18 protein-coding genes, 2 tRNA genes and 1 pseudogene are annotated in these 18,239 nt (G+C 61.9%); 11 read left to right on the plus strand and 10 right to left on the minus strand.

The annotated features are described in order from the left end of the window. Positions 1-183 precede the first annotated feature (183 nt). Together GRS80_RS17465 and GRS80_RS17470 are read left to right on the plus strand one after the other, a co-directional pair. Positions 184-420: a MarR family transcriptional regulator gene (locus GRS80_RS17465; protein WP_160048673.1), complete on the plus strand. Its 237-nt coding sequence runs from the start codon at positions 184-186 to the stop codon at positions 418-420. Between the two features lie 162 nt (positions 421-582). Then, on the plus strand, positions 583-1,113 hold the full coding sequence (locus GRS80_RS17470) for a 50S ribosomal protein L16 (protein WP_160048674.1): 531 nt from the start codon (positions 583-585) through the stop codon (positions 1,111-1,113). 145 nt (positions 1,114-1,258) lie between these two features. Here GRS80_RS17470 and GRS80_RS17475 read toward each other — a convergent pair whose 3' ends face one another. Continuing rightward, a complete protein-coding gene (locus GRS80_RS17475; RefSeq protein WP_160048675.1) occupies positions 1,259-1,990 on the minus strand; it encodes a hypothetical protein in 732 nt (243 codons plus the stop codon). An 80-nt stretch (positions 1,991-2,070) separates the two neighbouring features. Here GRS80_RS17475 and GRS80_RS17480 point away from each other — a divergent pair, with 80 nt between their 5' ends. Then, positions 2,071-2,949 carry a RimK family alpha-L-glutamate ligase gene (locus tag GRS80_RS17480; protein ID WP_160048676.1) on the plus strand — a complete coding sequence of 293 codons (879 nt, stop codon included), beginning with the start codon at positions 2,071-2,073 and terminating at the stop codon, positions 2,947-2,949. Positions 2,950-3,068: 119 nt separating this feature from the next. Here the strand turns inward: GRS80_RS17480 and GRS80_RS17485 are convergent, their stop codons facing one another. After that, on the minus strand, positions 3,069-3,470 hold the full coding sequence (locus GRS80_RS17485; RefSeq protein WP_160048677.1) for an Hsp20/alpha crystallin family protein: 402 nt from the start codon (positions 3,468-3,470) through the stop codon (positions 3,069-3,071). A gap of 50 nt (positions 3,471-3,520) precedes the next feature. Beyond that, the gene (locus tag GRS80_RS17490) at positions 3,521-4,588 is read right to left on the minus strand and encodes a type II glyceraldehyde-3-phosphate dehydrogenase (RefSeq protein WP_160048678.1); all 1,068 of its coding nucleotides are present in this window, start codon (positions 4,586-4,588) and stop codon (positions 3,521-3,523) included. 261 nt (positions 4,589-4,849) lie between these two features. Between GRS80_RS17490 and gap the strand changes: the two genes are divergently transcribed. The 3 genes from gap to GRS80_RS17505 all read left to right on the plus strand — a co-directional run bounded on the left by gap (position 4,850) and on the right by GRS80_RS17505 (position 8,338). Then, on the plus strand, positions 4,850-5,923 hold the full coding sequence (gap, locus tag GRS80_RS17495) for a type I glyceraldehyde-3-phosphate dehydrogenase (protein ID WP_160048679.1): 1,074 nt from the start codon (positions 4,850-4,852) through the stop codon (positions 5,921-5,923). 45 nt (positions 5,924-5,968) lie between these two features. After that, on the plus strand, positions 5,969-7,180 hold the full coding sequence (locus tag GRS80_RS17500) for a phosphoglycerate kinase (RefSeq protein WP_160048680.1): 1,212 nt from the start codon (positions 5,969-5,971) through the stop codon (positions 7,178-7,180). Positions 7,181-7,390: 210 nt separating this feature from the next. Continuing rightward, on the plus strand, positions 7,391-8,338 hold the full coding sequence (locus tag GRS80_RS17505) for an aminopeptidase (protein WP_160048681.1): 948 nt from the start codon (positions 7,391-7,393) through the stop codon (positions 8,336-8,338). A 98-nt stretch (positions 8,339-8,436) separates the two neighbouring features. On the opposite strand, the gene GRS80_RS17510 is transcribed toward GRS80_RS17505, so the two are convergent. Together GRS80_RS17510 and GRS80_RS17515 are read right to left on the minus strand one after the other, a co-directional pair. Next, entirely contained in the window at positions 8,437-9,267 is an 831-nt protein-coding gene (locus GRS80_RS17510) for a methyltransferase domain-containing protein (RefSeq protein WP_343161633.1), read from the minus strand. A gap of 185 nt (positions 9,268-9,452) precedes the next feature. Beyond that, entirely contained in the window at positions 9,453-10,277 is an 825-nt protein-coding gene (locus GRS80_RS17515; protein WP_160048682.1) for a transcriptional regulator, read from the minus strand. Between the two features lie 124 nt (positions 10,278-10,401). Between GRS80_RS17515 and GRS80_RS17520 the strand changes: the two genes are divergently transcribed. The 3 genes and pseudogenes from GRS80_RS17520 (at position 10,402) to GRS80_RS17530 (ending at position 12,553) form a co-directional block, all read left to right on the plus strand. Further along, positions 10,402-11,061: an HVO_0476 family zinc finger protein gene (locus GRS80_RS17520; protein WP_149080133.1), complete on the plus strand. Its 660-nt coding sequence runs from the start codon at positions 10,402-10,404 to the stop codon at positions 11,059-11,061. A gap of 133 nt (positions 11,062-11,194) precedes the next feature. Continuing rightward, positions 11,195-11,688, plus strand: a pseudogene (locus GRS80_RS17525) (methyltransferase domain-containing protein). A gap of 118 nt (positions 11,689-11,806) precedes the next feature. Next, positions 11,807-12,553, plus strand: coding sequence for a protein-L-isoaspartate O-methyltransferase (locus GRS80_RS17530; RefSeq protein WP_160048683.1), 747 nt, complete (start codon positions 11,807-11,809; stop codon positions 12,551-12,553). 130 nt (positions 12,554-12,683) lie between these two features. On the opposite strand, the gene GRS80_RS17535 is transcribed toward GRS80_RS17530, so the two are convergent. The 5 genes from GRS80_RS17535 to GRS80_RS17555 all read right to left on the minus strand — a co-directional run bounded on the left by GRS80_RS17535 (position 12,684) and on the right by GRS80_RS17555 (position 16,107). After that, positions 12,684-14,795, minus strand: a complete 2,112-nt coding sequence (locus GRS80_RS17535; RefSeq protein WP_160048684.1) for a bacterio-opsin activator domain-containing protein — start codon at positions 14,793-14,795, stop codon at positions 12,684-12,686. Between the two features lie 80 nt (positions 14,796-14,875). Then, positions 14,876-15,292, minus strand: a complete 417-nt coding sequence (locus tag GRS80_RS17540) for a group I intron-associated PD-(D/E)XK endonuclease (protein WP_160048685.1) — start codon at positions 15,290-15,292, stop codon at positions 14,876-14,878. A gap of 59 nt (positions 15,293-15,351) precedes the next feature. After that, on the minus strand, positions 15,352-15,519 hold the full coding sequence (locus GRS80_RS17545) for a hypothetical protein (protein WP_160048686.1): 168 nt from the start codon (positions 15,517-15,519) through the stop codon (positions 15,352-15,354). A 100-nt stretch (positions 15,520-15,619) separates the two neighbouring features. Continuing rightward, positions 15,620-15,692: transfer RNA gene (locus GRS80_RS17550), tRNA-Asp, on the minus strand. A 342-nt stretch (positions 15,693-16,034) separates the two neighbouring features. Beyond that, positions 16,035-16,107 (minus strand) — tRNA-Asp (locus GRS80_RS17555). A 322-nt stretch (positions 16,108-16,429) separates the two neighbouring features. Between GRS80_RS17555 and GRS80_RS17560 the strand changes: the two genes are divergently transcribed. Beyond that, complete coding sequence (locus GRS80_RS17560) at positions 16,430-16,657, plus strand: DNA-directed RNA polymerase subunit H (RefSeq protein WP_149080129.1); 228 nt, start codon at positions 16,430-16,432, stop codon at positions 16,655-16,657. Further along, complete coding sequence (locus tag GRS80_RS17565; protein ID WP_149080128.1) at positions 16,658-18,235, plus strand: DNA-directed RNA polymerase subunit B''; 1,578 nt, start codon at positions 16,658-16,660, stop codon at positions 18,233-18,235. Positions 18,236-18,239 lie beyond the last annotated feature (4 nt).

Below are 18,239 nucleotides of genomic sequence, written 5' to 3' on the forward strand. Positions count from 1 at the left end.
CAATCGTGTAAAGCAACGAGCCGACATTCGCGTACAGGCGTCGAAAACCACCTTACTGGAGCCCACGCTCGACACCAGGCTCGTGGGATCGAATACCAACACATATAATGCCAATATTATCAATTAGATAGTATCAAGTTGCTGCACCATAGATTTATACAGGTATTCGGCGTCGTCGGTACTATGATGGAACAGCAACCCGCGACCGAACGGATCGACGACCTCCCAACTAACATCGAGTCACCGCAGGGAAAGCTCGTCTACCTCTATCTCGAGGCGGCGGGCAACGCGACGGTCGACGACCTCAACCGCACGCTGGCGATGAACAAGATGTCGGTGCTGAGCGTCCTCGAAACCCTCTCGAGTCAAGGACTCGTTCGGAAAACCGGCGGCGAGTACACGGTCGGCGTCAGCCGGTGAAGGCGACCACACGCTTTTGTTCTCGAACACGATTCCAGACGCGGTCACCGGCCGTCCTCTCGAGCAGTGCCATCCGCCCCGTCTCGCGGTCTTCGATCCGAATCCGTGGTTCGAAGCCTTTATCCGCTCGGTAGGCCTCCGTTTTCGTAAGTAATCACAACCATGTCCGATAAACCCGCCTCAATGTACCGGGACATCAGTAAGCCGGCCTACACGCGCCGCGAGTACATTACTGGCATTCCCGGATCGAAGATCGCACAGCACAAGATGGGCGACATCCGTGCCGAGCCCGACGACTATCCGGTTCAGATCAGCCTCGTCACCGAAGAGGAGGTCCAGATCCGCCACGGATCGCTCGAGGCCTCCCGGCTCTCGGCGAACCGCCACATGCTCAAAAACGCCGGCGAGGGCAATTACAAGATGATCCTGCGCAAGTTCCCCCACCACGTCATCCGGGAGAACAAGCAGGCGACCGGCGCGGGTGCAGACCGTGTCTCCGACGGGATGCGCCAGTCGTTCGGCAAGATCGTCGGCACGGCCGCACGGATCGACAAGGGCGACCGAATCTTTACGATCTGGTGTGACGTCGACGACGCCGACTTCGCGAAGGAGGCGTTCCGCCGCGCGTACAACAAGATCACGCCGCCGTGTCGGATCGTCGTCGAGAAAGGCGAAGAGCAACTCATCGCCTGAGCCGAGAGCCGTCTCGATCGAACGGACACGTTTCTGTCGTCACAGACGCCGAGAGCCGTCTCGAGCGAACGGACTGTCAGGCTCCCCGCTCTACCGTCGTGGGGCTCTCCTCTCAAAACAGATTCCAGTTGGTCGCGAGGACCGCTCAGAACGATTGACATTCCATCTCCGGAGGGTCGATCGGGTCGATCTCTCCCCAGGAGTGGTAGTCGATGGTGCCGGCCTCGATCTCGACGCGACGGAGATAGCCCGTTTCGGTGCTCACGTAGTAGGTGATCGTTTCACTCTCGTCGATTTCGAAAACGTACATCTCCTCGCCGTCGATCGTGTCAGTGCCGACAGCCTCGACGTTGGCGTGTGCCCCGACGCGATCCTCGTGGTTCTCGACGTAAGCGTTTTCACTCGGACCTGCGTCTTCCGCGGGGTCTGCCTCCGGTGCAGGGTTTTTCATACACATCTCATCGGTGACGACGTAGTCGTCGCCGTCGACGAGGTACGTCTCCATCACCTGGCCGTCCACCGTCATCTCCTGATAGTAATCCCCCTGGTAAAAGCGGCCGTTCATTTCGACCTCCCCCTCGGTGCCGTCGAGTTCACTGAAACGCATCGTTATCGCATACGAGTTCGCGAACTCGATGTCGCCGAATGTCGTCTCACCGACACTAGCTGCGCCGTTGGCCCCACCCGCGGAGTCGTCGGCGCTTTCGGCCCCGGCTCCGTCGTCGCTACTGCCGTTTCCACCGTCTGCAGCTGAGTCGTCGTCCAGACAGCCCGCCACCACACCGAGGGAGACGCCGACAGAGAGCTGCATCCACCGTCGTCTCGTAACATTCCCTTCCATGAGAAACTCCTCCGAGCCAACCGACCTAAGTTTCATCTTACCTCGTGGTAACGTCGACGGTTACGTGGAGGTACCTTCTCCGACACTGTATTTTACCCTCGCTGCAACACTCGAGTATGATCGATCTGGCGGTCGCCAACGCCCAGGAGACGTTCCAGCGGATGTCGAAACCGCTCGAGGAGCGCGATATACAGGTACATCACGTGCCCGCGAGCGAGCGCGTGGTGGACCTCGCGACGCCGCCGTGGGAGCCGGACGAGTACGACGCCGGCTTCGTCTATCCGGGCCGACTCATGGAGGGTGGAGTCGCCGACGCGATGCTCGAGATTCCGTGGCTCAACGACCACGAAGCGGTGCTCACCTCGCGGAACAAAGCGGAAGTGGTGGCGCGACTCGGGCGAGCCGACCTGCCGGTTGCGCGATCGGTGTACGTCTCGAACGACGTGAGCGAAGCTACCTTGGCGGACGTCTTCGAGCGGTTCGAGCCGCCAGTCGTGATCAAGCCCAACTCGACGACGCGGGGCGTCGGCGTCGCGAAAGCCCACGATCTGGACTCGTTTCTCGGAATCTGTGATTACCTCTCGCTCGTCCACGACTACCGGGCGACGGGCGACCGCTCGTTTCTGGTTCAGGAGTACCTCCCCGACGCAATCGATTACCGGGTGATGGTCCTCGAGGGAGAGTACGTCGGCGCGGTCGAGCGCCGGCTGCCCGACGACGCCGTCGCGGAGGGCCAGTGGAAACACAACGTCCACCGCGGGGCCGAGGCGAGAGGGGTCGACCTCCCCGACGATCACCGCGAGCTGGCCGAGGCGGTCGCGGCCGAACTCGAGATTCCGTTTCTGGGCGTCGATTTACTCGAGACCGGAGATCGACTCGTCGTCAACGAGACGAACGCACGGCCGACGATCGACGAGGAGACGAAGTACGAGCCCGGGTTTTACGATCGGCTCGTAGAGGCGATCCGATCGACGGCGGACCGATCACCCCGATAGCTCGTCCGTTCGATACGCCACACGACTATCTCGCGGCGTTCGGTAGACGGCACTCCCGGATCGGCGGCCAGGCTTGTCACGGTTAGATGACAAAAACGGATATGACCGCGACGGTCGAGTTATTCGAGGCTGATATCGGACGATTCTTTGGCGGGTTCGAAGACGACCTCGAGGACGCCGTTGTTGTACGTCGCCGAGGCCGTGTGTTCGTTGACCCGCTGGGGCAGGGAGATGCGCTCGTCGTACTGGTGGTGGTCGCTACCTGCAGAGATCGTCAGCGTTTTGCCGTCACACTCGAGGTCGATGTGGTCTTTCTCGACGCCGGGAAGGTCGGCGACGACGCGGATCTCGCTGTCGGTTTCGTGGATATCGACGTGGGTGTCCATTCCGAAGCCGTTCTCGGCGGTGTTCGCGGAGTCGAAGTTGACGTTCGCGTCCGCTCCGTTCATCATCTCGTTCATCATCCGTTCGATCTCACGGAAGAGGTCGTCGAACGGTTCGTCGCGGTCGTCTCGTCGCATGGGTGTAGGTAAGGAGGGGAGGTGCAAAAACTTTCCGCGCGCGAAAACGATTAGTCCGCCGTCTGTCGATCGAGCGTTCGACTCTCGCGGCCGTCGAGTCGGCTGAAGCCGATGCCGAGAGTCTCGTTCGTGAGCGAGCGGCTTTCGGGGCCGGTGAGATGTCCCGAGAGGGCGCGGATCGCGTCGACGTTCTCGGGAACGACGTCGGACTCCTGGTGGATCGCCTGCATACAGTAGAGATCCCTGCCGCGAAGGGTGATCGACTCCTCCCAGACGCAGTTCTCCCAGATGTCGCCGCGGGGGCGACCGGCGTCGAGTGCGAAGTCCTTCAGGGTCCCCGCGCCGTCGATGCCGGCGTACTCGGGGATCGTGAGAATGCGATCTTCGGATCGGAGTCGGTCGCGAATCTCGGTGACGTCGTCGGGTTCGTTCTCGAGGGTGACGTTGACGGTGTGGACGTGCATCATCGTCGTCGGTACCTTCAGCCCGATGGTGTCGATGTCCAGTTTCGGGAAGATGGTCTGGACGTCAGGGCCGTGGTGTGAGGGAATCGAAATCGGATCCGGAACCGCGTCGTTGATCGGCCCTCGTCCGGTCTGGTCCGGATCGCCGCCGCGGCGAACCAGCGTGACGCGGGCCTTCTCGATACCGTAGTTCTCGTAGAGTGGTGCGAGAAACCGGGAGAGCCCGGTCGTGTTACAGGAGACGACACGCACGTAGTCGGCGTCCTCGGCCTCGTCGTAGTTGACGCGGGCGTTGAAACTGACTTCGGCGACGGTGGCATCCTCGCCACCCTGGAAGAGTGCGGGGGTGTCGTGGTGTTCGTAGAGCGGACGGTTCTCAGCACCGACGCCGGAGGGTGTCGCGTCGACCACGACGTCGCTTTCGGCGACGAGTTTGTCGACCGATCCAGCGAGGTCGATGCCGGCGGCGGCGAACTCGTGAGCACGGTCGTCGTCGGCAGCGTAGACGGGATATCCCGCTTCAGTTGCGCCGACGGCGACGTAGTTCGGACTGCGTTTCGCGACGCCACAGACCTCCATATCGGGTTGTGCACGGACCGCATCGGCGACGCGTTTACCGATGGTTCCGTATCCGTTGACTCCGACCCGTATCATACGAGTTACTCTCCACCGCCGACGCCCATAACCGTTTCGCAAATAATTTACAGATGTTAACTCGAAATCGAGTAACATGGGAAAAACTGGCAGAAGAAGGCGGCAAAGATGGAAAATGGTATGTGTGCATATGTATTTGAATTATGTTATTTTTTCGTTACTCCCGCTTCGAATACCTGGTTTCGAATCGTCTGTGTGGACCGTTCATCAACGTTTTGGATTGGACAACAAATTTAACGGCGGGGGGCATAGAACTCGTATATGAGTGAACATTCTTACGAGGGAGAGAACGGAAAGGAGAACTCGTTGCGTATCGGTCTCAACGGATTCGGGCGTATCGGACGGAACGTACTTCGAGCCTCACTCGAGTACGACAACGTCGAGATCGTCGCGATCAACGACGTGATGGCCGACGACGACATGGAGTACCTCGCCCAGTACGATTCCGTCCACGGCCGACTCGATGACGTTTCCCGCGACGGTGACGTGCTCTCGGTCGACGACCACGAGATTCAACTGCTCTCCGAGCGCGATCCCACCGATCTCCCGTGGGACGACCTCGAGGTCGACGTCGCGTTCGAGGCGACCGGCCTGTTCCGCACACACGACGACGCGGCCCAGCATCTCGAGGCCGGTGCCGAGAAAGTGATTATCTCCGCGCCGCCGAAAGGCGAGAAGGAGGTCCAGACGATCGTCTACGGCGTCAACCACGACGAGTACGACGATGCAGATATCGTCTCGAACGCCTCCTGTACGACGAACTCCGTCGCGCCGGTCGTTAAGATCTTAGACGAGGAGTTCGGCATCGAGTCCGGCCTCCTGACGACCGTCCACGCCTACACCGGCACGCAGAACCTGATCGACGGCCCGCTTGGCAAGCGCCGCCGCGGCCGTACCGCCGCCGAGAACATCATCCCGACGTCGACCGGCGCCGCCATCGCTACCACCGAAGTGCTCCCACAACTCGAGGGGAAACTCGACGGGATGGCGATGCGCGTCCCCGTACCCAACGGCTCGATCACCGACCTCACCGTGGACCTCGCCGAAGACGTCACCGAGGAGGAACTCGCCGACGCGTTCCGCGAGGCTGCAGACGGCGAACTCGCTGGCGTCCTCGGCTACACCAACGACGAGATCGTCTCCCGTGACATCGTCGGCCTGCCGTTTTCGTCCTACGTCGACCTCGAGTCGACGATGTCCCTCGACGGTGGCCTCGTGAAGATCCTCACCTGGTACGACAACGAGTTCGGCTTCTCGAACCGGATGCTCGACCTCGCGACGTACATCGCCGCCGAATCCGAGGACGTCGGCCCCGAGGAAGCGCTCGCTCACTAACTCGTTCTTTCACGTTTAAGCGATTCGATACACCAGTTATTCACAATGACGACGTTCCAGACCGTAGACGACCTCGAGCGCGGCCAGCGACTGCTCGTTCGCATCGATATCAACGCCCCCGTCGAAGACGGGGTCGTCCAGGACAACCGCCGGTTCGCCCGTCACGCCGAGACGATCGCCGAACTACTCGAAAACGACCACGCCGTTGCCATCCTCGCCCACCAGGGACGACCCGGCCGAGAGACGTTCGTTCCGCTCGAGGGACACGCCGAGATCCTCGCCGACCACCTCGGCCGCGAGGTCGAGTACGTCCCCGACACCTTCGGTGAGGAGGCCCTCGAGGCGATCGACGACCTCGACTCTGGCGACGTGCTCGTCCTCGAGAACGCCCGGATGTGCGACGAGGAACTGCCCGAGGAAGACCCGGAGGTCAAGGCGGAGACGGAGTTCGTCCGGACGCTCGCACCCGAGTTCGACGCCTACGTCAACGACGCTTACTCGGCGGCCCACCGCTCGCACGCCTCGCTCGTCGGCTTCCCACAGGTAATGGACGCCTACGCGGGCCGTGTGATGGAAGCCGAGTACACCGCGAACTCCGCGATCCAAGAGCGCGAGTTCAACGGCCCCGTCACCATGGTGCTGGGCGGCACGAAAGCCGAGGATCTTATCCCCGTCATCGAGCAGGTCGACGACACCGTCGACCGGTTCTGTCTCGGCGGCATCGTCGGCGAACTCTTCTTGCGCGCCGACGGTCACGACGTCGGCTACGACGTCGACGGCACCGACTTTTTCGACCACCAGTGGGACGACCATCGGGAGACGATCGAACGCGTTCTCTCCGAGTACGGCGACCGTCTCCACCTCGCGAGCGACCTCGCCTACGAGGACGTCGAGGGCGAACGCGCCGAGAAAACTGTCGAAGAGATCGAGAAGGCGACCTCCTATCTCGACGTTGGAGGTGAGACCACCGGCGAGTACGTCGATCTCGTCGGCGACTCGGAGGCCGTCTTCGTCAAGGGCGCACTCGGCGTCTTCGAGGACGAACGCTTTGCCGACGGCACCGTCGACGTCCTCTCGGCGATCGCCGAAACGGACTGTTTCTCCGTCGTCGGCGGCGGCGACACGGCCCGCTCGATCGAGATGTACGACCTCGATGAAGACGACTTCTCGCACGTCTCGGTCGCCGGCGGTGCCTACGTCCGTGCACTGACCGGTGAGGGGTTGGTCGGCGTCGACGTCCTCGAGCAGGCCGACTGAGCGGGGCTGTTATCGGCGACCGATCTTCCGGTGATCTCATAGGGGTTATCGTAGCCTACCGAGGGTCTCGAAACCGGACCTTCGGCACTGTCTCTCGGTTCTCCAGCGAGAAACTCTGAACTTCTACGATAACCCCTATCACCGGTACAACACTCCCCCTGTACGGAGTCGAAGGGAAGACCTTTCGTTCGTCCTCCCGGATGCACGCGTATGTCCGAACTCCGAGCCGCCGCCGAAACGGCCGTCCAGGAGTGTCTCGAACTCGCATCCGAGGAATCCTGCGTCGTCGTGACCGACGACGAGCGCGAGCCCATCGGCGAGGCACTGTACGAGGTCGCACGCGAGATCACCGACGACGCCACCGTCGTCCGGTATCCGCCGGGCGAGCAACACGGTGCCGAACCGCCCGCACCCGTAGCCGCCGCCCTCGGCGGTGCCGACGCCTTCCTCGCGCCGACGACCAAGAGTTTGAGTCACACCCGCGCACGCTCCGACGCGACCGACGACGGGGCTCGCGGGGCGACGCTCCCGGGAATTACCGAGGAGGTGTTCGTCGCCGGTCTCGACGCCGACTACGACCGAATCAGCGAGGAGTGCGAGCGGACGCTCGAGCGGGTGGCCGGGGCCGACGAGATTCGCGTGACGACCGATCGAGGCACCGATATCACGTTCGAGCTGGGCGACCGCGAGTGGTTCGACGACACCGGCGACGTGAGCCAGCCGGGATCGTTCTCGAACCTCCCTGCCGGCGAGGTGTTCATCAGCCCCGAATCGGCCGACGGCACCTACGTCGTCGACGGCACGATGCGCCCACACGGCCTGCTCGAGGCGGGCCAGGAACTCGAGTTTGTCGTCGAGGACGGCTTCGTCACCGAGATTTCAGACGACGAGATCCGCCAGCAGGTCGAGGAGGCTGCCGAAGACGCCGGCGATGTGGCGTACAATCTCGCCGAACTCGGCATCGGGACGAACGTCGGCGTCACCGAACTCGTCGGCTCCGTCCTGTTAGACGAGAAGGCTGCAGGTACCGTTCACATCGCCATCGGCGACAACGCCGGCATCGGCGGCGAGACCGACGCGCCGCTCCATCTCGACGGAATCATCCGCGAGCCGACGGTGTTCGTCGACGGCGAGGAACTCACGTTGCCGTCAGCGTAGGATCGAACGCCGATCCGGTCTCGAGGCGATATTTCTGTTCTCGCTGATTCTCGTGACTGTACAGTATCGAGGTCGGGGTTGGGGCTACTGGTGGTCTGTCAGTGTACCCCATCGACCACGACGACGTACGATTCCATCGGTGAGACCACTCCGTCGTCGTCGCGATACGTCTCCAACGCATCCTCGAGGGTCTGGATCAGTTCGTCCCACACCGATCGCTCGGTAGCTGCGAGTGAGTCGGCGACCGGTGAACTCGCCGCCTCGCGGCGGACGAACTCCGCAACCGACGGGTATCTGACCGACCCGATCTCGATGGTGACCGACACGTCGTCGAACCCCGCGTTCAGGACCAGCGCTTGGAGATCCTCCCCGTCCCACGTAGGGAACGGAGAACGCATCACCGCCCCGGCCTCGTCACCGATACGTCGCTCGAGGGCGTCGGCCAACGCCACGTACGCGGGCTGGTACTCGAGCGATCGCCAGACGAAAAGCGCCAGACACCCGTCCGATGTGAGAACCCGACGCATCTCCTCGAGTGCCGCGACGGGATCGTCGAAGAACTGGAGGGCCTGTTGACAGCAGACGACGTCGAACGTCCCATCGTCGAACGGCAGATCGGTGGCGTCTCCCGTTCGCCACTCGATCGACGACTGGACGTCTGTGGCAGTTTCTTCTGCCACTGCGAGCATCCCCTCGTTGACGTCGAGGCCCACGACGGAGCCACTATCGCCGACCGACGGCGCCACACGACGCGCCACAATGCCGGTCCCGCAAGCGACGTCCAGGACTCGATCCCCCTCGTGGACGTCACTGACCTCGACGAGCCGATCCGCCCAGGGCGCGAAAATCGGCGGGACCAGATACCGTTCGTATGCTTCGGACGCGTTCTGTTCGATCTGCCAGCCGGATTGACGAGCGGGATTACTCACGTGCGTTCACCCGAAATCGAGTACGCCGCGACCAGACGTATACATGTCTAGTGAAATATTTCACGCCGTGAAAGCCCGATCCTCGAGACCGATTTCGTTGGACCGCTGATCAGTGGACTGATACGGTTTACTGTACGTCATTCCGGCGCAACCGCGACCCGGGCGGCGGTTGCGCCAGTACATCGTTACAGTAATCCGCATGACTCGAGCGAGCGGACGTCGTCTGCGTCCTCGAGCGGTCGGGCGTTGTCTCGGAACTGCTCGTAGTGGGACTTCGCCCACGTACACATCTCGTCGCTTCCGGTGTCGACCAGTGACCGCAACGCTCCCGTCTCCGGGTCGTAACAGCAGATGCAGACCCGCTCGTCGAACAGACTGATGCCACACCGATCGTCGAGCGGAAGCTCGTCGTGTACCAAGACGGTGTAGTTGGCACGCGTCGCCGTCTCCGCGACCGTTCTTTCGTCCCACGAGAGGAGCTCCTCGAAAACCGCAGGCGGGTAGATGTACTCGCACTCGAGACCATCCTGGATGTGATCGAAAAACGGCTCCAGGTTCCCCGATTTGAGCAGCGCCATGCCGAACCCGTACATCGTCTCCGACTCTGCGAGCAGTTCAGCGAGACGGTCGACGGGCTCGTACGGATATCCGGGCCCTGGCTGGGAGACCACCACGTCGGTGACCGAGCCAACGGTGAACCCGTCGATCTCGCGTGGCAGCCACGGCCAGACCTCCCGGAGTCGCCGCTGGGACGCCATTGCGTCCCTGAACTCCTCGAACCGGGCGGCCACGAACTCTCCCAGTTCGGTGAGCTGATACGTCCGCCCATCTCGTTCGATCCACCGGCGATCCTGGAAATCGGAGAGGATTCGTCCCATCGTCGGGGAGGACGCGCCAGTTGCAACGCGCAGGTCATCCCGGTCACACGAACCCCCTGCCAGTGTAGAGAGCACCTCGACGCGATGGGTCGAACTGACGAGGAACTCGATGTCGTCGTGTGTCCCGTCCATAGTCGTGTTGGGTGTTGGCACACAATAACCGTATGGCTAAAGGTCTCGTTGATGGTGAATTGCGCCCATTCTCACCGGCGCCCAGTTCAATCGTCTTTTACGCACGTAGCGTCTACGACGCGGTATGACTGATATTCCGGACCGCGTCCCGACGCCCTGTCCGTCGTGTTCGCCGGACCTCGAGACGGTCCACGAGGTGCTCACCACGACCGAGGGTGGCGGAACTGTCACCGTCCGCTGTAGCGAGTGCGGGCACGTTCACAAGGTCCAGCCCGAACGGACCCGTGAGGTCACGCTCGACGTCGTCGTCTCCCAGGAGGGCGAGTCGTTCACCGCGAACGTCACTGTTCCCGAAGAGGAAACCCTCGAGGTCGGCGACGAGTTCATCCTCGAGACCGACGAAGTGCTCTCGACCGTCCGCGTCACCAGCCTCGAGTTGGACCGACAGCGCCGCACCGAGGAGGCCGACGCCGACCGGATCGAGACGGTCTGGAGCCGCGAGGTCGACAACGTCGCGGTCAACGTCACCGTCCACCCACAGGACGGCTCGAGAGACGACAGTCGCTCGATTACGGTCCACGTTCCCGGCGACTACGAGTTCGAAGTCGGCGCGGTCGAGAGCTTCGGCGACGACGAGTTCGAGATCGACGCCGTCGTCGTCCGCGACGACGCCTCGGGCTACCACCGCGACCGCTACGAGATGGAGGGCGATACGGTCCTCGCGAAGGACACGAATCGCGTCTACGCCTACGACGAGACGAGCAGCGCGTGGTCAGCCTGGTAGTTGTCACCGTCTCCATCCTCGTGACGATTCTGACAGCCACGACTCGTCCCCGTCGCTGCCGCCGACCGCCCGACACACTCCGAAGACGACGAGCGACCCACAGCCTTCTGCCGGCGAGGGAGTAGCCACTGGCATGTTCGATCGGTTCGGCTCCGACGACGTCGATGACTACGGGGCTGCCCGGAAGCGGATGGTCGCGACCATGGCCGACACACTCGGCGTCGAATCCGTCGACGAGGTCCTCGAGATCGGAACCGGCTGTGGCTACCACGCCGCCGTGACCGCCGAAATCGTCGGCCTCGGGAACGTCTACAGCGTCGAGTACAGCGAGGAACTCGCACAGCGGGCCCGAGAGACACTCGCCGACACCGGCGACGGAGACGTCTCGATCCGCGTCGGCGACGGCCGTCGTGGCTGGGACGAGCACGCGCCGTACGACGCCGCGTACGCCACCTGCGCGATGGCCGAGTTCCCGGACCGAGTCGTCTCCCAGGTTCGTGTCGGCGGCGAGTTGCTCGCGCCGATCGGGCGGAGACGCCAGACGATCGTCCACGCGACGAAACGCGAGGGCGGCACCTAGAGCGCAGCGAACACGGCGGCGTCCGGTTCGTCCAGGTGCGCGGGTGACGGCTACGAGCGACGACGACCTCGTCCTCGATCGGTTCGAGCTACGACAGGATCGGACCGCGGTCAGCCACGTTCGAGCAAGCGCGCCATTGATACCGACGGAGGGGATAGCTCAGGTATGGACCCTGCGGTACTGCGGGCGGATATGGTCGACGGGCTCGAGTCCCCGCCCAGAGACGTCCTCTCCGACGACGCCGTCGCCACTGCGATGTGTACGGTTCCCCGCCACGAGTTCGTCGGCGACGAGCGAACCGCGTACGCGGACCGCGACCACGATGTCCTGGGAACTCGTGTGCTCTCCCCGAGTACGGTCGCCCGACTGTTCGAAGCTCTCTCAGCAACGGACGGCGATACTGTTCTGATCGTCGGTGCCGGCGTCGGCTACACCGCCGCGGTCGCAGCCGAACTCGTCGGCGAGACGAACGTCCACACGGTCGACATCGCGCGCCCGCTGGTGTTCGAATCACGGGCGAACCTCGCCGAGGCCGGCTACGACGGCGTCCTCGTCGATTGGCGAGACGGCGCCGACGGTCTCTCCGAGTACGCCCCGTTCGATCGTATCCTGCTCGAGGCCGCCGCAGTCAGACCCCCGCGCAGGCTGGTGGAGCAACTGACCAACGGCGGTCGACTGGTCTTTCCCTGTGGAACCCACCGACAACGACTCGAGGCGGTCTCGAGCGACGGCGACCGGAACCGATTCGGTGCGGTCTCGTTCGACCCGCTACTGATCGACGGCGAACAACACGGGGCCGTCGAACGAAACCGCACCGCTCGTGAGGATCGGGAACACGCGAATCGAAACGCCCAGTCTCGACGCGGATGGCAATTCGAGTGGATCGAGTGGGAGTCGTCTCTAGGGGGGTAACGTTCGGAAAGTGGGGGTGGGGGGATTGGGGGTGGCGACAGTCTACCGTTGATCGCCATTTCTTCGTACTGCCTGCCGGGGATTAAACATACTCTTTATTTGTTTAGCAACGTCAGCATCACTCCTCTAATTATTTAGTATCGGCGTCGAACACCAGCGAGACGAGCGTCCGTTCCGCCGCCCGAAGGTGATAGTGGTACGTGGGCGGGGAGATCTCGAGTGCATCCGCGATGTTCTCTCCCGTGGTCTCACGGGGCCACTCGAAGAACCCGCTGTAGTGTGCGGCTTGCAACGCTTCGAACTGCTTGTCGGTCAACAGATCCTCGAGTCGGGTGTCGAGTCGACCCACCGACTGCGTGCTCGTCGTCTCGCGGCGGGCGACTAGTTCCGTCTCGGGGTGTGCCTCCTCGATCGCTTCGATTACTGACCGTGCTTCGACGCTCTGTGGGAGCTCGAGGACGAGCGTCGACGTTCCGCCGTCGGCAGTCGCGGCGCGCAATCGCACGTCGTACGTCCGAAGTACGTCCAGAAGTGGCGACGACGTGATCGTCACCTCGAGGAGACTCCGACTCTCGCCCTCGGAGACGACCGACGCCGTGTCGATCGACGCCCGCTGATCCTCGAATTCGGCCAGCTCCGCCGGCGACGGTGTGCCGACGATCGCGACGACGGTCTCTCCTCTGTCGATCAGCCCCTCGAGCGTGATCCGTTCGCCGACGGTCGACGAGAGCCGGTTGAACAGGAGTCGCGAATCGTGACACTCGAGTTCGATCTCGATGCGGCTGTCGGTGAGCATCGCGCGCGTCCGTTCGACCATCCGAATCGCGTGACCGATCGTCTCCCCGAGTTCGGCGAACACTTCACGCTCCCCATCGCCGATCGAATCGACGCCGCTGACGTGGACGAGCAACACGCCGTAGTGGCGTTCGTCGTCGACCAGCGGGACCGCCAGCACTGTCTGATAGCCGTACGTCAGTGCGTCCGTTCGACGGCGGTCCCAGCCATCGGCCTCGAGAACGTTCTCGACGACTCGAACCCCCTCGCGCTCGAGGGTTTCGTCGACGAGAACTGTCTCCGGCGCTCGCTCACCGTCGGCGCGGATCCGATCGATGTACACCGCTTCGATCCCTGCCCACTCGGCCGGCACCGGTGGATCGCTCTCGCTGTCGGCGATCCAGGCGAATCGGTATCGCTCCGTATCGGCGAGCCGTTCACAGACCGTTCGCTCGATCTCGGCCCGCGTCGAGGCGCGCGTCACGCCCTGGTTGATTTCGCGAATCACTTCGTTGATGTGATTCAACCGCGTCAGCTCCTCGTTCTGTCGTGCCAGCGTTCGGTCGTGTTCACGAACTAGCTCCTCGCGCTCCGCACGGTCGAGTGCCGTCTCGGTGTTGGCTCCCAGAATGTGTACCAGTTCGATCATCGTCTCGTCGAAGCCGTCGCCGTCTTCCGTTCCGACGACCAACACGCCGTGTGATCCCAGCGGCTCGATCAGTTCGCTTCGACAGTACGAGTTCATCGTAATTCCGTCCGCGCTCGGTAGGTCGCCGTGGTAGACGCTTTCGCCCGCGGAGAACGCATCCCAGACGTGCCCATCGCCGCGTTCGACCGTCGACGTCGAATCGACGAGTTCCCGTCCCGTCCCTGCAGCCGAGACGTACTCGAGAACGCCCTCGTCCGGCTCGAACACGTACGCTACCGCCACGGCGACGTTGAGAATCTTCGCCGCCGTCTCGACCGCCTCCTGATAGATCTCCCGTTTCGTTCCGGCACGCATCAGATTCCGGGTCGTCTCGTGGAGTGTCGCCAGCGTCCGCTCGTACCGTCGCTTGTTCTCCCGAAGCTCGATCTCGGTCCGATACTGCGAGACCGCGTTCGTGATCTGATTCGCCAGCAGCGTGTACTGTTCGTTTCCAGTTCCCTTCTGGAGATACTGGGTTACGCCCGCAGCGATCGCCTCACTCGCGACGTCCTCCGATCCTCGTCCGGTAAAGAGGATAAACGGAAGCTCCGGATCGGTCGAACGAACCCGCTCTAACAGCTCGATCCCGTTCCGTTCGGGCATCTCGTAGTCACTGACGATGCAGTCGACCTCCCGATTGTCGAAAACCTCGAGTGCCTCGTCGGCACTCGCCGCGGGTACCGAGACGATCGAGTCGTGTTCTCGCTCGAGCATTTCGCCGGCCAACTCCGCGAAGCCGGGTTCGTTGTCGACGACGAGGACGGTGATCGGATTCGTCATAGTCTGGGGGAGGTCTGCTCTCGATGGAGCGATACTCGATCGAATACTAAATGATTAGTGCTATCGAAACCGTCTTCTATTCAGTTCGGAATGGTGCCGGTAAACTCGTACGCGTCCGCCCAGTTTATCGACGGGTGGTTGATCTCCGACTCAAATCGCAACTCCATTTTCTGCTCGTTCGCGTCGCTCGCATCGATCCAGTAGCAGGTCTCGGTCGGCGGGTAGTAGACGAAAAATGCGTCTATCTCGCCGCTGTACGTTTCCTCGTGATATGCTCCGTCTTTCGTCGTCTGGGTATGAGTATTGAACCGGATCGTTCGCTCCTTGTTCGACCACGCGGTCTTACACTGGATCCGATACAGTCGAAACCCATCGTCGACCACGAGATCGTACTTGTCGTTGTCTCCGAACGGAATCGAAACGCTGTGTCCGCTCGAGACGAGTTCTGAGATCGCCCTCGCTTCGGTTTTGTCGCCGATATCCTTCGAGTTACCCATGTGGATTGTAGATTCACTTTCAGTGAAAAAGACGAGGACGAGACTCGTTTCTCGCGCTATTAACCTGCAGGCCGGAGCAATATTTGTACCACGGTCGCTCTGTTCTCCATTGCTCCCCAGTTCAAATTCCTGTTGAGGTTTTTACAGCCAAGCGACTCGCTCCGCTCGTCGTCGTAGTCCCCGAAAAACGCCCGGAGCGGGATTTGAACCACGGTCGTTCCGCTCAACTCGTTCGCTGCACTCCCTGATTCAAATCCCTGTTCGCGTTTCTCGATTCCGTCCTCGCTCGTCGCTTGGGCTCCTCGCTCGGTGTTGGAATCGAGAAAACGCCCGGAGCGGGATTTGAACCCGCGTCACAACCGTGACAGGGTTGTATGATGGGCCACTACACCATCCGGGCTTACGACTCAGGTTTTCCCGGTGAGGGTATTAAGGGTTTTGCTCTGGTTTCCTCCGCTGTTCGAGACGGTCCGTCGACCAGGGTTGTCAACGGTAGCACACGATCCCGACGACCCCACCCGCTCACGAGTCGATGATAATTCCTCGGGCGAACTGTGACACACGGAACAGTCACGGCCAGTTTGCTGGTCGTTCTGAGAACGAATTCCGAGAAGCGCCCGGAGCGGGATTTGAACCACCTGAACTTCGCTCACTACGTTCGCTCGCTCCGTAGTTCGAATCCCTGTTGAGGTTTTTTACAGACAAGCGACTCGCTTCGCTCGTCGTCGTAGTCCCCGAAAAACGCCCGGAGCGGGATTTGAACCCGCGTCACAACCGTGACAGGGTTGTATGATAGGCCACTACACCATCCGGGCTTACGACTCAAGGTTGCCCGGTCGAAGTATTAAGGCTTTCCAATCGGAGCCCGTGTGGTACGGTGAATCGGGCCACGGCAGCCGGCGATTCACCCCCCATGATCGTGCCACTTCTTCACACGACCCACAAGGAATTTAACCGAGAATCGGGAACTGCTAGGTGTGATCGGCACTCCCGGTCAGGGACGCCCGGTCGGTTAGCCCCGCTTCTGGCTCGAGTTAGTAACCGTTAAATGCGTGCCGCCGTTAAGACCCTGTAGTATCTCGTGACAGCCACTTCTCTCCCAATAGCCCGCAGGCACATCGACACTCACACCGACACATGGTAGACGTAAGCCAACACGAACTCGTTCCGGAGCATACGATCCTCGAGGAGGAGGTCCTCGAGGAGGTGCTCACGGAGTACGACATCGATCGCACAGACCTTCCCAAAATCAAACGGACCGATCCCGCGATTCCGGACGACGCGGAGACCGGCGACGTCATCAAGATCGTTCGCAACTCACGGACGACCGACCAGGCAGTCGTATATCGACTTGTGGTGGAATAAATGGCAATGGAACTCGACCGCGACAAACGACGGGACATTTCACGCGAATATTTCTCGAAGGAACGGCTCGCAGAACACCACTATCGGTCCTTTAACGCCTTCCTGAATCGGGGCATGCAGCAGGTCGTCGACGAGAAGGAGACGATCGACACCGACATCGGTGATAAGGAAGGCGAGGAGCCGGTTCACGTCGAACTCGGCGACGTCCGTGTCGTCACGCCACGCGTTCGCGAGGCTGACGGCTCGGAGGAACTGCTGTATCCACAGGAGGCACGACTCCGAAACATCACCTACTCCGCGCCCGTCTTCATGGAGATGTCCATCGTCAAAGGCGAGGAGGGCGACGAACGGGTCGTCGACTCGACGGAGACGAAGATCGGCCGGATGCCGATCATGGTCGGCTCCGAGAAGTGTAACATCGCCGGTTTCTCCGACGAGGAACTCATCGAGATCGGCGAAGACCCCGCCGACCCCGGTGGCTACTTCATCGTCAACGGCTCCGAGCGAGTCCTGATGACCAGCGAGGACTTGGCACCGAACAAGATCCTCGCGGAGTACGACACCAAGTACGGCGACGAGATCCAGGTCGCCAAGACCTTCTCCCAGCGTCGTGGCTACCGGGCGCTCGTGCTCTGTGAGCGCACCCGCGACGGCTTACTCGAGGTCTCGTTCCCCTCCGTCTCCGGCAGCATCAACTTCGTCACGCTCGTGCGTGCGCTTGGCCTCGAATCGGACGAAGAGATCGTCCACAAGGTCTCGAACGACCCCGAGGTCGTCAAGTACATGCTCGAGAACTTAGAGGAAGCGGACGTCCAGACCGAAGAGGAGGCCATCGAGACGCTCGGGAAGCGCGTCGCCTCCGGGCAGGGAAAGAACTACCAGCTCAAACGAGCGAACTACGTCATCGACCGCTACCTCCTGCCACACCTTCACGAGGACGGCGTCGACGAGGAAGACGTCCGGATCAACAAGGCACACTATCTCTGTCGGATGGCAGAGGCCTGTTTCGAACTCGCACTCGGACGCCGCGAATCCGACGACAAAGACCACTACGCAAACAAGCGTCTGAAGGTCTCCGGGGATCTGATGAAAGACCTCTTCCGGACGGCGCTGAACAAGCTGGCCCGGGACGTCAAATACCAGCTCGAGCGTGCGAACATGCGAAATCGGAACCTCTCCGTTTCGACCGTGGTTCGGTCGGACGTGCTCACGGAACGCTTAGAGCATCCGATCGCGACGGGTAACTGGGTCGGGGGTCGTTCCGGCGTGAGCCAACTGGTCGACCGGACCGACTTCATGGGTGTGCTTTCACACCTGCGCCGACTGCGCTCGCCGCTTTCGCGCTCACAGCCACACTTCGAGGCACGGGACCTCCACGCGACCCAGTGGGGACGCATCTGTCCCTCGGAGACACCCGAGGGGCCGAACTGTGGGTTGGTAAAGAACTTCGCACAGGCGATGGAACTCTCCCAGAACGTCGAGGACGAGCAGGCGCTGAAACGCGAACTCGCCTCGATGGGGGTACAGGGCATTCCGGGTATCGAGGGAATCGAACGATCGACGCCGGCAGACGACTAAACAC

The organism is Natrialba sp. INN-245, assembly GCF_009807105.1.
Taxonomy (GTDB): Archaea; Halobacteriota; Halobacteria; order Halobacteriales; family Natrialbaceae; genus Natrarchaeobius; species Natrarchaeobius swarupiae.

Excerpts from the sequence above, each read along its gene's own strand:
- gap (WP_160048679.1), top strand. The coding sequence starts at position 4,850 with ATGAGTGAACATTCTTACGAGGGAGAGAACGGAAAGGAGAACTCGTTG.
- GRS80_RS17490 (WP_160048678.1), bottom strand. The coding sequence starts at position 4,588 with ATGATACGGGTCGGAGTCAACGGATACGGAACCATCGGTAAACGCGTC.
- GRS80_RS17465 (WP_160048673.1), top strand. The coding sequence starts at position 184 with ATGATGGAACAGCAACCCGCGACCGAACGGATCGACGACCTCCCAACT.
- GRS80_RS17565 (WP_149080128.1), top strand. The coding sequence starts at position 16,658 with ATGGCAATGGAACTCGACCGCGACAAACGACGGGACATTTCACGCGAA.
- GRS80_RS17560 (WP_149080129.1), top strand. The coding sequence starts at position 16,430 with ATGGTAGACGTAAGCCAACACGAACTCGTTCCGGAGCATACGATCCTC.
- GRS80_RS17535 (WP_160048684.1), bottom strand. The coding sequence starts at position 14,795 with ATGACGAATCCGATCACCGTCCTCGTCGTCGACAACGAACCCGGCTTC.
- GRS80_RS17475 (WP_160048675.1), bottom strand. The coding sequence starts at position 1,990 with ATGAAACTTAGGTCGGTTGGCTCGGAGGAGTTTCTCATGGAAGGGAAT.
- GRS80_RS17500 (WP_160048680.1), top strand. The coding sequence starts at position 5,969 with ATGACGACGTTCCAGACCGTAGACGACCTCGAGCGCGGCCAGCGACTG.
- GRS80_RS17530 (WP_160048683.1), top strand. The coding sequence starts at position 11,807 with ATGGACCCTGCGGTACTGCGGGCGGATATGGTCGACGGGCTCGAGTCC.
- GRS80_RS17505 (WP_160048681.1), top strand. The coding sequence starts at position 7,391 with ATGTCCGAACTCCGAGCCGCCGCCGAAACGGCCGTCCAGGAGTGTCTC.
- GRS80_RS17515 (WP_160048682.1), bottom strand. The coding sequence starts at position 10,277 with ATGGACGGGACACACGACGACATCGAGTTCCTCGTCAGTTCGACCCAT.
- GRS80_RS17485 (WP_160048677.1), bottom strand. The coding sequence starts at position 3,470 with ATGCGACGAGACGACCGCGACGAACCGTTCGACGACCTCTTCCGTGAG.
- GRS80_RS17520 (WP_149080133.1), top strand. The coding sequence starts at position 10,402 with ATGACTGATATTCCGGACCGCGTCCCGACGCCCTGTCCGTCGTGTTCG.
- GRS80_RS17480 (WP_160048676.1), top strand. The coding sequence starts at position 2,071 with ATGATCGATCTGGCGGTCGCCAACGCCCAGGAGACGTTCCAGCGGATG.
- GRS80_RS17470 (WP_160048674.1), top strand. The coding sequence starts at position 583 with ATGTCCGATAAACCCGCCTCAATGTACCGGGACATCAGTAAGCCGGCC.
- GRS80_RS17540 (WP_160048685.1), bottom strand. The coding sequence starts at position 15,292 with ATGGGTAACTCGAAGGATATCGGCGACAAAACCGAAGCGAGGGCGATC.